Annotated in this window: 14 protein-coding genes and 1 pseudogene; 5 read left to right on the plus strand and 10 right to left on the minus strand. The window is 42.9% G+C overall.

Annotated elements, in window-relative coordinates:
• From HRT75_RS11610 to HRT75_RS11620, 3 genes and pseudogenes are all read left to right on the plus strand, one after another.
• Positions 1-125: pseudogene (locus tag HRT75_RS11610) on the plus strand (TIGR02453 family protein); the annotation flags it as partial.
• A gap of 102 nt (positions 126-227) precedes the next feature.
• Positions 228-893 carry a hypothetical protein gene (locus HRT75_RS11615; RefSeq protein WP_291186819.1) on the plus strand — a complete coding sequence of 222 codons (666 nt, stop codon included), beginning with the start codon at positions 228-230 and terminating at the stop codon, positions 891-893.
• Positions 886-1,617, plus strand: coding sequence for a DUF3307 domain-containing protein (locus HRT75_RS11620; RefSeq protein WP_291186822.1), 732 nt, complete (start codon positions 886-888; stop codon positions 1,615-1,617). Before HRT75_RS11615 ends, HRT75_RS11620 begins: the two co-directional genes overlap by 8 nt.
• On the opposite strand, the gene HRT75_RS11625 is transcribed toward HRT75_RS11620, so the two are convergent.
• From HRT75_RS11625 to HRT75_RS11635, 3 genes are all read right to left on the minus strand, one after another.
• Positions 1,594-2,001: a glyoxalase gene (locus HRT75_RS11625; RefSeq protein WP_272832512.1), complete on the minus strand. Its 408-nt coding sequence runs from the start codon at positions 1,999-2,001 to the stop codon at positions 1,594-1,596. The genes HRT75_RS11620 and HRT75_RS11625 overlap by 24 nt on opposite strands.
• A 129-nt stretch (positions 2,002-2,130) precedes the next feature.
• On the minus strand, positions 2,131-5,208 hold the full coding sequence (locus HRT75_RS11630) for a hypothetical protein (RefSeq protein ID WP_291186827.1): 3,078 nt from the start codon (positions 5,206-5,208) through the stop codon (positions 2,131-2,133).
• A 116-nt stretch (positions 5,209-5,324) separates the two neighbouring features.
• A complete protein-coding gene (locus tag HRT75_RS11635) occupies positions 5,325-6,083 on the minus strand; it encodes an outer membrane lipoprotein-sorting protein (RefSeq protein WP_291186831.1) in 759 nt (252 codons plus the stop codon).
• Between the two features lie 132 nt (positions 6,084-6,215).
• On the opposite strand from HRT75_RS11635, the gene HRT75_RS11640 reads away from it, so the two are divergent.
• Positions 6,216-6,614: a hotdog domain-containing protein gene (locus HRT75_RS11640; protein ID WP_291186834.1), complete on the plus strand. Its 399-nt coding sequence runs from the start codon at positions 6,216-6,218 to the stop codon at positions 6,612-6,614.
• On the opposite strand, the gene HRT75_RS11645 is transcribed toward HRT75_RS11640, so the two are convergent.
• Together HRT75_RS11645 and HRT75_RS11650 are read right to left on the minus strand one after the other, a co-directional pair.
• Entirely contained in the window at positions 6,611-7,867 is a 1,257-nt protein-coding gene (locus tag HRT75_RS11645) for a mechanosensitive ion channel domain-containing protein (RefSeq protein WP_291186836.1), read from the minus strand. The two genes, HRT75_RS11640 and HRT75_RS11645, sit on opposite strands and share 4 nt — an antisense overlap.
• Positions 7,867-8,151 carry a DUF3817 domain-containing protein gene (locus HRT75_RS11650; protein WP_291186838.1) on the minus strand — a complete coding sequence of 95 codons (285 nt, stop codon included), beginning with the start codon at positions 8,149-8,151 and terminating at the stop codon, positions 7,867-7,869. Before HRT75_RS11650 ends, HRT75_RS11645 begins: the two co-directional genes overlap by 1 nt.
• A gap of 155 nt (positions 8,152-8,306) precedes the next feature.
• Between HRT75_RS11650 and HRT75_RS11655 the strand changes: the two genes are divergently transcribed.
• Positions 8,307-11,138 carry a pitrilysin family protein gene (locus HRT75_RS11655; protein ID WP_291186841.1) on the plus strand — a complete coding sequence of 944 codons (2,832 nt, stop codon included), beginning with the start codon at positions 8,307-8,309 and terminating at the stop codon, positions 11,136-11,138.
• 8 nt (positions 11,139-11,146) lie between these two features.
• Here the strand turns inward: HRT75_RS11655 and HRT75_RS11660 are convergent, their stop codons facing one another.
• From HRT75_RS11660 to HRT75_RS11680, 5 genes are all read right to left on the minus strand, one after another.
• Positions 11,147-11,758 (minus strand): M15 family metallopeptidase, encoded by a 612-nt coding sequence (locus tag HRT75_RS11660; protein ID WP_291186844.1) that lies wholly within the window; start codon positions 11,756-11,758, stop codon positions 11,147-11,149.
• 34 nt (positions 11,759-11,792) lie between these two features.
• A complete protein-coding gene (locus HRT75_RS11665; protein ID WP_291186847.1) occupies positions 11,793-12,221 on the minus strand; it encodes a hypothetical protein in 429 nt (142 codons plus the stop codon).
• Positions 12,222-12,380: 159 nt separating this feature from the next.
• Positions 12,381-13,598 (minus strand): dipeptidase, encoded by a 1,218-nt coding sequence (locus HRT75_RS11670; protein ID WP_291186851.1) that lies wholly within the window; start codon positions 13,596-13,598, stop codon positions 12,381-12,383.
• An 88-nt stretch (positions 13,599-13,686) separates the two neighbouring features.
• Positions 13,687-14,241: a biopolymer transporter ExbD gene (locus HRT75_RS11675; protein WP_291186854.1), complete on the minus strand. Its 555-nt coding sequence runs from the start codon at positions 14,239-14,241 to the stop codon at positions 13,687-13,689.
• A gap of 61 nt (positions 14,242-14,302) precedes the next feature.
• Positions 14,303-14,878 (minus strand): DUF401 family protein (locus HRT75_RS11680; RefSeq protein ID WP_366665063.1); only part of this gene is annotated, 576 nt, incomplete at its 5' end.

Genomic DNA, 14,878 nt, shown 5'->3' on the forward strand with positions numbered 1-14,878 from the left:
ACAAAGAGGTTTTAGCTCCAGACTTTGGCGAGAAGGTGCTTTATCATTTTGAGCTTTTACGCCCTTATTTTGATTATATGAGTGAGGTGCTGACTACAGATTTAAACGGGGAATCTTTATTATAAGCTAAAAGGCTTATAAGAACAAATTATAAGTCAAATAGCTTATATTTAAAAATTATAAGTACTTTAGCTTATAAATAGGGCAGCAGCTCTGCAAATTTTGAAATGATGATTGCCGTTATTACAGCAGATTTAATCGACTCAACCAAGTATGACAAGAAGACCTTGGCGTTTATCTTAGAGGAACTCCAAAAGGAATTTAAAGTTTTGGAGCAAGATTATCCAAGACAAGTTCACTTTGATATGTTCCGAGGAGATAGCTTTCAAGGAGTTCTTAAAAGTTCTGAACATGCCTTGCGCATTGCTTTACGCCTTAAAGCCACAGTGACCAAAGCACAGTTAGATCCCATGATCTCTAAGGCGGTGATCCCAGTGGGCGATGTGCGTATAGCTATTGGTGTTGGGACTGGAGATTTTCCGGAAGCACAAACACATACGGCCAATGGCGAGGCTTACCAACGTTCCGGACGTCTATTAGACGGCATGAAATCTTTGGGCAGAAAAACACAATTCATATGTGGAGAAGGAAGCGTCAATGACGAATTTGACACGACTTTTGCCTTTTTAGACAACGTGACCGATAGATGGTCAGTTGCTTCATCAGAAGTGATCTATTATCTACTAAAAGGCTTTAAAGAGCAAGAGATCGCAGACACTTTAGAACGCAGTCAGGCCGCGATAAATTTGCGTAAAAAAGCGGCATCCTGGCAAGAAATACAAGGCCTTTTAAAACGTTTTGAAAGTGTAATCAATACTTTGGATCATGAATGAGTCGGTATTAATAGGAGTACAATTGCTGTTAGCTCATGTCTTGACTGACTTTGTGTTTCAGACCAAGGCTGCTGTGGTTCATAAGCAAGCTAAAAAGGCCAAATCCTGGTTTTTATATTTACACGCCTTGCTCGCGGGTATTCTCACCTACCTTTTACTACAACAATGGACCAGTTTCTCAGTGCCGATAGTGGTTACGGTCACTCATTTCTTTATTGATCTTTGGAAGCTCAATAAAAAGGAGGATAATTTAAGGGTGTTTTTGTTGGATCAAATGTTTCATTTGCTCGTATTGGTAGCGGCTTGGTGGTATTTGAACCCCGCTGCTACATCATTTCCAGAATTGCTATCAGAATTGAGCACAAACACTTCCTTCTTGGCAGTATTGGCGGCTTATTTGATTGTTATTTTCCCTGTGGGCTTTATCATTGGAAAAGCCACTAAGAGATGGCAAGAAGAAATTGCGGCAGATGAAGCCTTAAACAGCCTGGAAAGTGCAGGTAGGGTTATTGGAATCTTTGAACGCATACTCATCTTAACCCTCATTCTTACAGACAATTTTGGCGCCATTGGCTTTTTGATTGGCGCAAAGTCTATTTTACGCTTTGGAGATTCCAAATCAGGAAATACCAGAAAGCAAACCGAATACGTGCTCATAGGTACCCTGATGAGTTTTGCCTTAAGCATAATTGTGGGCAGTCTAGTACGCGTACTGATATTCTAAGACCTGCAACTGACTTTTAAGGCGTTCCTTGACAATATTCATCATGCGTTTGTTGAGGGCGCTGGAATGCAAGGTGTACAGTCGATATTCCTCAATAGTGAATTGACCAATGATCATACCCTTTAGGGCATTACGGAACTTCATGTCCTTGTGGATCGCATTCTCAATATAATCCATGCGCTTTTCTACGGAGAGTTCGTAAAACACGTTTTTGTGTTTGCGCACATAGTTGCGAAACATATCCAAAAGCAGATCGTTTTGAAGCTTGGCAATAGGGCGGAGGGTGCTGTTTTGAAAATACTCTTCGGCGCTCATTGAATCCAGAATTCTGGCCGAGGGGATCTGAGGTCTGAGAGCTAATAATTGCTCGTCTCTATCATCCATAACAGAAAGGTTTTAATAAAGTTACGATAAGAATTTTCGTTCTTTGGGTCGATAGAGTTCAGTTATAAACAGTTTAATCAACAAAAAAGGGCTTCCGAAGAAGCCCTTAAAGTATTGGTAGTCTGAATCTTAGTTCCCTAAGAACTCTTCTTTACTTTTTAGTGTTACCTCAGGGAGGTCATTTTTAGCCAGGAAGCTGTTGAACTTCTTGCCTTCCTTGTCCATAATGGCAGTTAAGCGTCCAAGGGCTGCTTGATATTCTGTATTGATCAGCTCAAAGCTGGCCAAATCAGAAGCGCTCACTCCATCAAAATTAGTAGCAACATTGCTGTAAAGCTCGGTCATCTTCTCACGAAGTTCAGGCTCTGCAGAGGCTACATAGTTGTCTCCAGTAGTCACTACCATGTCTTTCATCAAGGCCGTAAGGGCATCGTGAAGCTTCTGAGCAGTCTTCTTAGCTTTAGGATTAGACTCCATTACGCTTGCTGCATAGTCCATGGTCTCGTTCATAGTGTAAACTACATAAGCCATATCCTCAACCATGTCGTAAAGTGTCTTAGTCATCTCTTCTTGTTGCTTGCGCTCGTCAAGGGTAGTCAATGAATTTGGATCGTATTTAAGCTCGATCACAGACTCGTATACATCGTTCTTCTTGGTCAACACAACTTTGTATTTCCCAGCAGAAACACGTGGAGACGTAAATCCACCAAAACTCAAGGTCTTGGCTTCAGCAACCTTAGGTTGGGCAGAGGTGTAGTTCCAATAAACCACATTGATTCCTTTAGATTTACCTGGTCCAAGCGTAGAGATCACGTTTCCGTCCATATCCTGAACTTCCATGGTCATCTTCCCAAAAGTGTGACGCTTTTTCAAGTAGTAAACAATGCGCGCTGAAGTAGGGGAGTTCTGCCCAACAAATTGGGTTTCTCCACCAAAGCTTCCACTAAATCCGCTTTCCTCAACCATAATAGTTGGCTCAGAAGCAAAGAAGTGTACGTCTTTATTCAGTACATCCTGACTCAATTCACGCAGTGGCGAAATATCATCAATGATGATCACACCACGTCCGTGAGTTCCCATAACCAAGTCATTGGTCTGCTTTTGCATATCAATGAAGTGAACGGCTACTGGAGGCATATTGTTGGTAAACTGAGACCAGTTCTTTCCACCGTCAATAGTAACGTAAAGTCCAAACTCAGTTCCTAAGAACAAGAGGTTCTCACTTTCGTAGTCTTCTTGGATGTTACGCACAAATCCAACTACATCATCAGAAATGATATTGGTCCAAGTCTTTCCGTAATCTGTTGTCTTTAAGGCGTAAGCATTCATATCACCAGTAGTGTGACCGTCAAAGACTGCATAAGCAGTTCCTTCTCCATGTACACTAGCTTCAATGTGATATACCCAAGTGTTGGCAGGAACACCCACCAAATTAGGAGTTACGTTCTCCCAGTTCTTTCCACCATCACGGGTCACTTGTACATTTCCGTCATCTGTACCTACCCAAAGCACCTTCTCATTCAAAGGAGATTCTGCGATGGTAAAGATAGTGGTGTGGTTTTCTGCTCCGGAGTTGTCAATGGATAGTCCTCCAGATTGAGACTGATCTTGCTTAGCAGGGTCATTGGTAGTCAAATCCGGAGAAATGATCTCCCAAGTGTCTCCCATATCCTCAGAACGGTGAACAAACTGGCTTCCCATATAGAAACGGTCCGGTTGGTGTGCACTAACCGCCATTGGAGCATTCCAGTTGAATCGCAGATCAGGATCTCCTTTTTTAGGACGAGGCTGAACGGTACGCGTACGGTTTTTGTCTACATCATAACGCCAAACGTTCTCAGCTCCTTGCATCTCTGAGTAGATGATGTTCTTAGTAGGGTGCTTCAATACGCGGAAACCGTCTCCGGCTCCAACACTGTTCCAGTCACGTGCGTTCACTCCTCCCGGAGAAGAGTTAGGTCCCCACCAAGATCCGTTGTCCTGCAATCCACCGTATACATTGTACGGTTCTGCGTCGTCAACGCTGATCTGATAGAATTGAGAAAGCGGTAAATTCTCTACGATCTCAAAAGTAGTTCCTCCATTCCAAGAGCGGTAAACACCACCGTCAGTTCCGGAATACATAATATCACTATCATTAATGTGGAAGATCACATCGTGGATATCACTGTGCATATTTCCTAAAGACTTGAAGGTCTTTCCACCATCACGGCTGATAGAACCACTCAAACCTCCTTTTACAACCACATCCGGGTCGCGTGGGTCAATAGTAATTCTAGAGAAGTAAAATGGACGTACAGTCAGTCCAAAGTCGTTGTTTAGGTGTTCCCAACTCGCTCCAGCGTCTGTAGACTTCCACAAACCGTTCTTGGATTTGTCTTCCGTCTCTAATACCGCGTAAAGGATGCTGTTGTCACTAGGGGCAACCGCTACAGCAATGCGCCCAAGATCTCCAGCAGGGAATCCGTTGTGAATCTTATTCCAAGTGGCTCCAGCGTCTGTTGACTTATACAAAGCACTGTTGGCTCCACCAGAACTGAATCCCCATCCCGAACGTCTGAACTCCCACATAGAAGCATAGAGTACGTTAGGATTTTCAGGGTCCATAATTACATCTGCAGCACCTGTGGTTTGATCTACATAAAGGATCTTGTCCCAGGTTTTACCGCCGTCTGTGGTCTTGTAAACACCACGCTCGTCGCTGTCGCTCCATAGTGCTCCCAAAACACCAACATAAACAACGTCTGTGTTGTCTGGGTTGATTACAATAGAAGCAATGCGTTCTGATTTTTCAAAACCGATCTTATCCCAGTTTGTTCCTCCGTCGGTAGACTTGTAGAGTCCATCTCCAACAGAAACCGAATTACGGGTCCAGATTTCACCAGTTCCTACCCAGATCACTTGGTCTGGATTCTTCGGGTCTACGGCAACACTACCGATAGACTGTGCGTGGTCGTCAAAAATAGGAGAGAAGGTCGCAGCCCCGTCTGACGATTTCCAAACTCCACCACCTGCAGTACCTGCATAGATGATACGTGGATCTGTTGGGTGTGCCTCCATATCAATGATACGCCCACTCATAAGAGCAGGTCCGATATGACGCGCACGCATGTCGCCAAAGAGTTCTTTACCTTTTAAAGCAATGTCTTGCGCCTGGACGGCTGGCATGCATAGCAAAGCGCCCAATGCAAAGAGAATTCTTTTCATTTGTGTTGTGATTATTGGTTAGCAAAAAAGCTGTTTAAACGCCTGTGCCGATAGCTTTTCCTGTGCACAATTAAGGGAAGAACTCCCTCACGCGTTTAAACAGCCTTGAAGTATTGTTAGTCTTCGCCCTCTTCGCTGTCTGCATCCCCAGGGAATACAAACATTGAATCGTCAAGGTCTGGGTTTAATTTGATGTCTTTGATCATGATTGCTTGACCACCCATTCCCATATCAAATGGGAAGTAAAGTCCGTCAACCTCTTGGTAATCACTCATCGTAGAAACAGACATTTGTCCTGCCATTGGTCCAGATGGAATCTCAACTTCTGACATAATTGGAACAAAGTTTTCTTTTTCAAAGTAGTAGAAGCTTACGTTTGGTACTTCTTTACCGTCTACCATACGTGGCTCTTGGGTCAATTTGATCTTGTAGCAATCAGTTCCTTCCTTTACTTCTTCTCCCAACAATTCTACAGTGAATCCTTTTTCCTTGTAGTTCAAAAAAGGAGAAGGGAAGTCTTTGGTTTGCAATTTCATGTTAGCCGTAGATTCGGCGTCAGCCTTTTCAGGTTGCTGAGTCATGAAGTTTGTAGACCACATGGTTTCCCCATCATAGGCTTGCTGAACGATCTCCTGCCCTTGGAAGTTGATCTTGAGCAACATTTTTCCTTCTTTGGTCTGAATCATGGTTACTGGGATCTCCATGCCTTGAGCGTTTGCCATGGCAGTCATCTCCAAAGATTCTAAATTATTCCAGGCGTCTACACCGCCAGTATTCTCAAAATAATTGTTGAGAATTTCATCGACAGTTTGTGCCTGTGCTGGAACGGCTAAAGCCATTACCAAAAGAATGCTTAGTGTTTTTAAGATTTTCATCGGATAATTTTTAATTTTTTTTTGATCACACGTGTTAGACCCAAATGGGCCGATTTTGTTACATTAAAGATACGGTTTTCACAAATTTTAACAGCGCCAAAGCTGTATCTTTGCGGTAAACCCTTAAACCCTATGCGATTTCATACCCGAAAATGGATCAAACCAGAAGACCTGAATCCTAATGGAACCCTCTTTGGAGGCCGACTTTTAGAATGGATTGATGAAGAAGCGGCGCTGTATACCATCATTCAATTAGAGAATCCCAAAGTGGTCACCAAGTATATGTCAGAGATCAACTTTGTGAGCTCTGCGCAGCCCGGTGATATAGTGGAGATCGGTATAGAGGTGATTCACTTTGGACGCACCTCATTGAGCTTGCATTGCGAGGTTCGTAACAAAATGACCCGAGACGTGATCATTACCATTGAGCAAATTGTCATGGTAAGTATGGGGCCTGATGGCAAACCTGCTCCTCACGGTAAAACAAAAGTAGAATACGTCGAGGATCGCTTGAACGACCTTACGGATTAATTCTTATCCGCCTTAAAATCATGCCCGGAAGGGTATTCGTAAAGCTCTAAGTCAAAGTAGGGGACCGCAGCAATCAGGTGATCAAAGATATCGGCCTGAATATGCTCATAGTTTACCCAATTCTTATCGTAACTAAAACAGTATACCTCCACAGGAATCCCCTGAGCAGTCGGTTGCAGATGACGTACCATTAAAAACAAATCCTTATTAATGGCGTTGTTCTTGTGCAAATAGGCATCGATATACTTTCTAAACACTCCCAAATTGGTTTGTTGTCTTCCATTGATGATCAAAGAATTGTCATATCCATGTTGCTCATTAAATTCAACATGCGTCTTTTTGCGTTGCTGAACATAAGAGGAAATGAGCTGAATCTTCTCCAGATTCTTTAGGTCCGCGTCAGTTAAATAACGTACTGAATTTTGCTTGATTAGTAGTGAGCGCTTGATTCTTCTCCCTTCGGAATTTTGCATTCCGCGCCAGTTTTGGAAGGAATCAGAGATTAGCGAATAGGTGGGAATGGTAGTGTAAGTATTGTCAAAGTTTTGAACGCGAACCGTCGCTAAGTTGATCTCGGTCACATATCCATCGGCTCCGTATTTGTTGAAAGTGATCCAGTCTCCAATCCGGACGATATCATTTACGGTAATCTGTATACTGGCGATAAAACCGAGAATAGTATCCTTAAAGATCAGCAGTAATAACGCCGATACGGCCCCCAAACTGGTCAGGGTTACAAAGCTCTCCCCAGATACTCGATAGGTAATGACCAACATGGATATCACCCAAATGATGATCATCATTACCTGTACATAACTGTCTAAAGGTTTGTCTTTAAACAAAGGCTTTGTCTTTAAGTATTCTCTTAAAGAACGCAGCACCGAGCGACAGATCAAAGCTGCTAGAATTACTGAATAGACGTCAACCACAGTAAGGCTAATCCCGCGTGTCAAGGGTAGATCTTCAAATAAATGCCCCACAGTATACCGGACAGTAAGCACGGGAATTACATGGGCTACGAAGCGCGGAAAGTTACTCTCCGACAGAAAATCGTCAAAGCTTGTTTTGGTCTTGTCGCTAAAGATCTTAAATACCGTCACAATGCTTTTGCGCAATAAAAAATCCACTACAAAAAGCACTAACAACAGTGCAATCAAGACAATTGCCGCGTTGAGATAGACAGCCCATTGGGAGCCCATCCCTTGCTCTATAAAAAGATCTCTAAACCAATGTAACCAAGGTGTTTCTTGCATTACTTTAAATATTTGCGTTCCGCATAGAACGGACCAAAGGGAAGGACGGAACAAAACATCACGATCAGTAAAGTTTTGAGCGACCAATTCAGTTTTTCACCCACATAGAAAGCAAGGATCAGATAGATTACAAACAGTACACCATGTGCCATACCAACTACGGATACCGCTTGCGGCATATCCCAAATATATTTCAAAGGCATCGCAATTCCCAATAAGAGTAGGAAGGAGATGGCTTCTAAAGTACTTACCCAGCGAAAAATACGGATCAAGGATAGCGTCATTTGATATTTTTTTACAAAGATACTGGCCTGTGAATATTCCCCCTATTTTTTAGCATTATTTTTAAATTCTGATTGGCCAAAAGGTCTTATCTTGAAATCATCTTTTCCGATTCCGGGAATCAGCTGAATACCAAACATTAAAATTTTAACGATCAATGAGATATCGAATTCTTATGAGCCTATTGACGCTTGCGCTTATTACCAATGCCTGTAAGGAGTCTACAGACACTGAGGCCACGACCGAGTTTAGCCTCGACTATGAAAAATTTGTTTTAGACAATGGCCTGGAGGTCATCTTACATGTAGATAAAAGTGATCCCATTGTCGCTGTAGCCACAATGATGCATGTTGGGTCAAATAGAGAAAAGCCAGGCCGTACGGGATTTGCGCATTTCTTTGAGCATATGTCCTTTAACGATTCTGAGAATGTCCCCGTTGGAGCTAACAGAAAAATGATCCCAGAATGGGGTGGAAGTAGAAACGGTGGTACTTGGAGCGATGGGACTGTTTACTATGAAGTGGTTCCAAAAGATGCTTTTGAAAAGATTCTTTGGATCGATTCTGACCGATTTGGTTATATGATCAACACCGTGACAGAAGCGGCCTTGGAGCGTGAAAAGCAAGTGGTAAAAAACGAGAAGCGTCAACGTGTTGACAATGCGCCTTATGGTTATACGGATGAGATCATCAGAAAAAACCTCTATCCAGAAGGACATCCATACAGCTGGACTGTGATCGGTTCTTTGCCAGATTTGCAAGCGGCTACTTTAGCTGATGTGAAGGAATTCTACAATGAATTCTACGGAGCGGCCAATGCCTCTTTAGTGATTGCAGGAGATATTGATATTGAAGAGACCAAGGAATTGGTTGAAAAGTGGTTTGGAGAGATTCCGAGAGGTCCTGAAGTTAGCCCTATGGAGCCAATGCCAGTAACGCTTGCAGAGACAAAATCGCTCTACTTTAAAGACAACTTTGCGAAACTGCCTGAGCTGCGCATGGTGTTCCCTACAGTGGAGGACTACAACGAAGAAATGTACGCTCTAGACGTTTTAGGGTCTTTATTGAGCGGAAGTAAAAAGTCTCCATTATATAAGTCAGTGGTTGAAGAGGGAAAGCTTGCTCCAAATGTTGGTACCTACCAAAATAGCCAAGAATTGGCTGGGGAATTCGTGATCCGAGTTCGCGCGAATGAAGGTGTTACACTGGATGACGTAAAAGCCGCCATTGATGCCGGTTTACAAGATTTTGAGACCAATGGTTTCACAGATAACGAATTGCAACGTATTAAGGCAGAGCTAGAAACTCAATTGTATAACGGGGTTTCGACTGTATTGAATAAAGCCTTCCAATTGGTTCAAGACAATGAGTTTGGACAAGATCCTGGGTACATTAGCAAGCGCACCAAATACTATCAAGAGGTAGACCGTGATGCGGTTATGGCTGCCTATGAAAAGTACATCAAAGGAAAGAATTACGTGATGACCAGTGTAGTTCCGCGAAACAATCCAGAATTGGCCATCAGTGGAGCTACCGAGGCAGAGGTTTGGATTGAAGAGGTCACCGCAATGAGTGATAGCGAGCAGGTTGGTCAAGGAGAAGAGGCCGAATATGAAAAGACCCCTTCTAAATACGATCGTTCAGAACCTGCCTTTGGAGAAGCGCCATTGTTTACTATGCCTACCGTTTGGGAAGGAGCATTGGCGAATGGGATGAAGACGTACGGGATCGAGAACAGCGAGTTGCCTTTGATCAATTTTACGATCACCATTCCTGGTGGACACCGCACGGACCCTATGAACAAAGCGGGCTTAGCTTCCTTGGCAGCCGATCTCATGAATGAAGGGACTGCCTTAAAGACTCCAGCAGAATTGGAAGAGGCCATAGGTTTATTGGGTTCAAGTTTGGGAATCTACTCAGGCTTGGAAGAAACGGTGATCAGTGGAAACTGTTTGGCGCGTAACTTTGAGCAAACTATGGCTTTGGTTGAGGAGATGCTATTGCAACCTCGTTGGGATGAAGCAGAATTTGACCGTTTAATGCAAGAGCTTAAGACGGGGCTTAAAGGGCGCGAAGCGAATCCAACTGCCATTGCCGCGATCAATTTTAACAAGCTCATCTACGGACCAGATCATATTTACAGCATTCCGACTAACGGTACTTTAGAGACTGCGGATAATATCACCCTAGATGATGTAAAGGCTTATTACGAGCAATACATCAAACCAGGAAATGCTTCTTTTCATGTTGTTGGTGATTTGAACCAAGCTGAAATAGAAAGCGCCCTCAGCGGATTGGGCGAGCGTTGGACCGGAAGCGCAAGTGCTGAGAGTCAGTGGGCTGTGAATCCAGCAGGTACGCCGGGCACACTCTATTTCATTGACGTTCCTAACTCTAAGCAATCTGTTTTGTACATCGGGAAGATGGCTTTATCATCAGGAGATGCCGATGCTCCTAAGCTTCGTTTTGCCAATGAAATTTTAGGTGGTGGTTCTAGTGGACGTCTGTTCCAAGTGTTGCGAATTGGCAAAGGATATACTTACGGGGCTTATTCACGAGTTCCAGGGCGAGCTGATATTGCTCCATTTACGATCAGTACCAGTGTACGCGCAAATGCTACCTTGCCTTCCTTGGAGATCATTCAAGAGATGGTGCGCGATTACGGACCTGGATTTGCAGAGGCTGATGTGGAGCTAACTAAAAACAAAGTAGTGAAGCAAAACACCAGAGCTTTTGAGTCCTTCGGAGCTAAGCTGGGAATCTTACAAAGTATTTCCAAATACGGGCTATCTAAGGATTTTGTTGATCAAGAGCAAAAACTACTCATGGATATGAGTTTAGAAGACTTTAAAGCCGTCATTGGCGATTACATCCAAGAACAAGAAATGATCTATGTAGTTGTGGGCGATAAGGCCACACAGTACGCAGAAGTTCAGAAGTTAGGTTTGGATGCAGTAGAACTGGATATATTTGGTAATCCTGTGAACTAGACTCCTGTTTATTCTTCACAGGGCAGCGGCTGTTCGGATATCGGATAGCCGCTGTTTTTTGTATAGCTAAAATGCCACCATTCGGTACGAATTCCTTTAAAGCCGAATTTAGCCAGACCTTCTGACAACAATTTTCTATTGGCCATAACCTCAGGACTGTGCTCCATGTAATCAATATGGGCTTCTCGGCCAAAGTAGTCGTAATCGGTTCCAAAATCTACAGGATCTCCATTGAAATCAACCAAAGTTAGATCTACAGCAGCACCGCGGTTGTGAATGGAGCCTCCGTCATAAGGATTTGCTACATAGGCTGGGTTGGGTACTTTTTCCCAGAGTTTCTTTTGAACGGGATAAGGTCTGTAGCAATCGTAGAGTTGAATGCAGTAGCCTAAGGACATAAAGTATTCGTTGGCCTCGTTCAAGGCTTGAGCTGCCTCAGGTCGCAGCAGACAGATTCCGCAGTCATAAACAGCTTCTCCGACAAAGTTGTTGTCCGTTGCATAACGGATATCGTAGTAAAAGTGTGGCGAAACAGAATCTAGACGAATAAAATCATCTTGCTGATTGAAGGAAGTTGCCATTATTAAGAGGGCCATTCCAAAGAGAAGTCGATCAAACATGACTTCAAGGTACCAAAAAATGCGTTCTTTATCCTTAGGTAGTGATTCCTTCCGCCGCAATACTGTTTTGAGTCCGTGTCCAAGCAATGGCAAAATCTAAGTTCGTAAAGCGCTTAACACGGCTTCTGATAAAGATCTTCTCTAAGATTATGTTGGTAAGGCCAATGGGCGTGTAGGCAACAATGCCTACCGTGTGAATGTTTTCGCGTTCCCTAAAGAATTTGAGCCAATCTTGAGGCGCTAGGGCGTAGTTGTTTATTCGGTTGGAAACGTAGCCAATTTTGGCGTCGTCTCCATAAAACTCAAGAGCAGTTTCTATGACGGGCTTGGCCTTTTCATAGGTAAAACTGACGCCCTGCTTGATTTCACTAATGACTATGCGATCTAAGAAGTAAAATGTTCCATAGGGAAATTGTACTTCCTTAAGGATCTGATCTTTGTAGGGGGAATTTTTCAGATACATAAGTGGGTGAGGTTAGTATTTGACAATCAATGTATTATATGATGACCAAACCTAACTCGAAATATTTCAGGATTCTTGCGTTATTCGTTGAACGTCAATTTACTGCAGATAATTGAAATAAACCATTCGATAATAGAATTAAATTTTGCTAATTTTAGGTTAATCTTTCATTGAGAAAGCTCTTACTTCATCCAAAACCCGCATTAGGTTACCGCTCCAAAGTTTCTCGATTTGAGCTTCTGTATATCCTCGTTTTACAAGTTCTAGGGTTACATTAAAGGTTTCAGAAGCATCGTCCCAGCCAGCAATTCCTCCGCCGCCGTCAAAATCACTGCTGATCCCGACATGATCAACTCCTATTTTATCAACTATATAATCAATATGGTCTACCAGATCAATCACATCAACGGCAGGTGGTAAATCATTGATGTTGAATTGCTTTTGCAGCGCTAGAGGCATATTGTTCACATACTTTCTAAAATAAGCCCTCCGTTGCATCATGGGCAGCTGCATGACTTGGTATTCTGTTAAACAGGAGATATTCATGACTGATGCTATTCTCTGCACTAAAGCAATTTCGGCTTTTTGTCTGGCCTCGTATTTTGAGTTATTCAAATAACTTTTGAATGCTACTGTTTGAATAACCCCGCCATTGTCTTTAAGCCATTGGAGTTGCTGATCATCTAGATTTCTGGAATGATCGCATATGGCCCTTGCGCTAGAATGAGAAGCTATGATAGGAGTTTTAGAGCATTCGATAACATCCTGAATAGATTTTTTGGACAGATGAGAAACATCGATCATGATCCCGCATTTATTGAGTTCGGTTATGGCTTCTTTTCCAAAATCGGATAAGCCATTATGCAACCAAGGCTCACCTAATTCGCCTGTATGAGAGTCGCAAAGCTGATTGTGTCCATTATGAGAAAGTGACATATATCGGCCACCCAAATCATAAAATCCCTCAATTTTTCTAAGGTCGTTTCCAATAGGGTAGCCGTTCTCAATACCAATCATAACCACTTTTTTACCCAACGCATGAATACGCCTTACATCCTCACTACTAAGGGCTAGAGCCATATCATTTGGCGCGTAGCGTTCACACAGTCTGTGTATGGCTTCAAATTTTGCAAGGGCATTATCATAAGCATTGGAATAGCCTGCTGTGTTAAGTTCTCCTTGTTGTGTATAGACAATCAGCCAGGCAACATCCAAGCCGCCAGCGGCCATTTTTGGGAGTGATACTTGCGTATCGAGGTCTTGGGAATAGTTCTTTGTAGCAGTAAAATGGGACAGATCAATATCACAATGCGTGTCTAAAGTGACAACGCGCCTATGTATATCTTTAGCTTTGGCTATAAAATCTGCACTACTCATTATTTACAGTATTGACCTGAGATTTGTCAATGGATAAAAACAAAAAAAGACCGGATAGACCGGCCTTTTAAATTTACGAATAAACTTTTTACAAGCTTGATTCCATAATTTGAAACGGATAAGCTTCTTTTACTTGCTTTAATTCCTTCGGATTGAGTTGGTTCAAAGGCTTGTCAAACTGTAGCGCAGCATAGCGCACACGCAATTCAAAATAGGCAGCAGTGATCTCATCTTGTACGGCGACATAACTGTCGTAACTCGCGTTGCGCATCGTTTCGATACTTATCATGGCTTTTTGCGGATGATCTGAAGCCAACGGAAGCCCAGCACCTAAACAGTAATCACAGCTGTCTGAGGCGTTGTTGTCTATAAAATCTACCAAAATGAATTTGAGGTTTGAAATATCTTCAACCATATCATTTACAAGTAGTTGGTTGTTTTCACCTAATGCAATGGTTAATAAGTTGTTTTGAGCAATAACTACATTACATGGTGCACCGTCCGCGCAAGGTTTTGGGAGGTCTCTTGCTATTCCTTCTTCCACATTAATGGTAGTGCAGACTAGAAAAAAGATCAACAATAAAAAGGCAATATCGGCTACGCTACCGGCATTTACATCCGGTCTAATTCTTGAATTTCGCATGAGAAAGCTTGTTTTGAGTTAACAAGTCTTTAACATACAAAGGTTGTGCCACAATCTAATTCTAAACCAATAAGGATAAGATACTTACTAAGGTAAAGCCTACTAAAGCCAGTATCACCGTCATGGTGGTAAAGCTCTTAAAGGTTTGCTGCTCGGTCATTCCAAGGTATTTACTGACCAGCCAGAATCCGCTGTCGTTCACGTGAGAAAGAATAGTTGAACCGGCAGCGATGGCGATTACCAAAAGGGCTTTGTCCATTTCTCCGTCAACTTGAGAGAGGATTGGCGCCGTAACCCCTGCGGCCGTTATCATTGCTACGGTTGCAGAACCTTGTAAAATACGTACTAAAGCTGCTACAATAAAGGCAAACAGTAAAAGCGGTAAACCTTGTTCTGCAAAGTAATTGGCGAGCATTTCGCCCGCTCCTGTATTGATCAGCATTTCTTTGAATACCCCACCAGCCCCCGTGAGCAAAATGATGATCCCAGCAGGCTCCATGGATTTAGTGGTGATCTTTTGCAGAATTGCGGAGGCCATTCCTCGCTTTAATCCAAGGAAGTACCAGGCAATTAAATTGGCCAAGATCAAAGCAAAGCAGGGGTGAGCGATCAGTTGCATCCAGTTACGACCACCCTC

The organism is Gilvibacter sp. (assembly GCF_013214815.1).
GTDB lineage: Bacteria > Bacteroidota > Bacteroidia > Flavobacteriales > Flavobacteriaceae > Gilvibacter.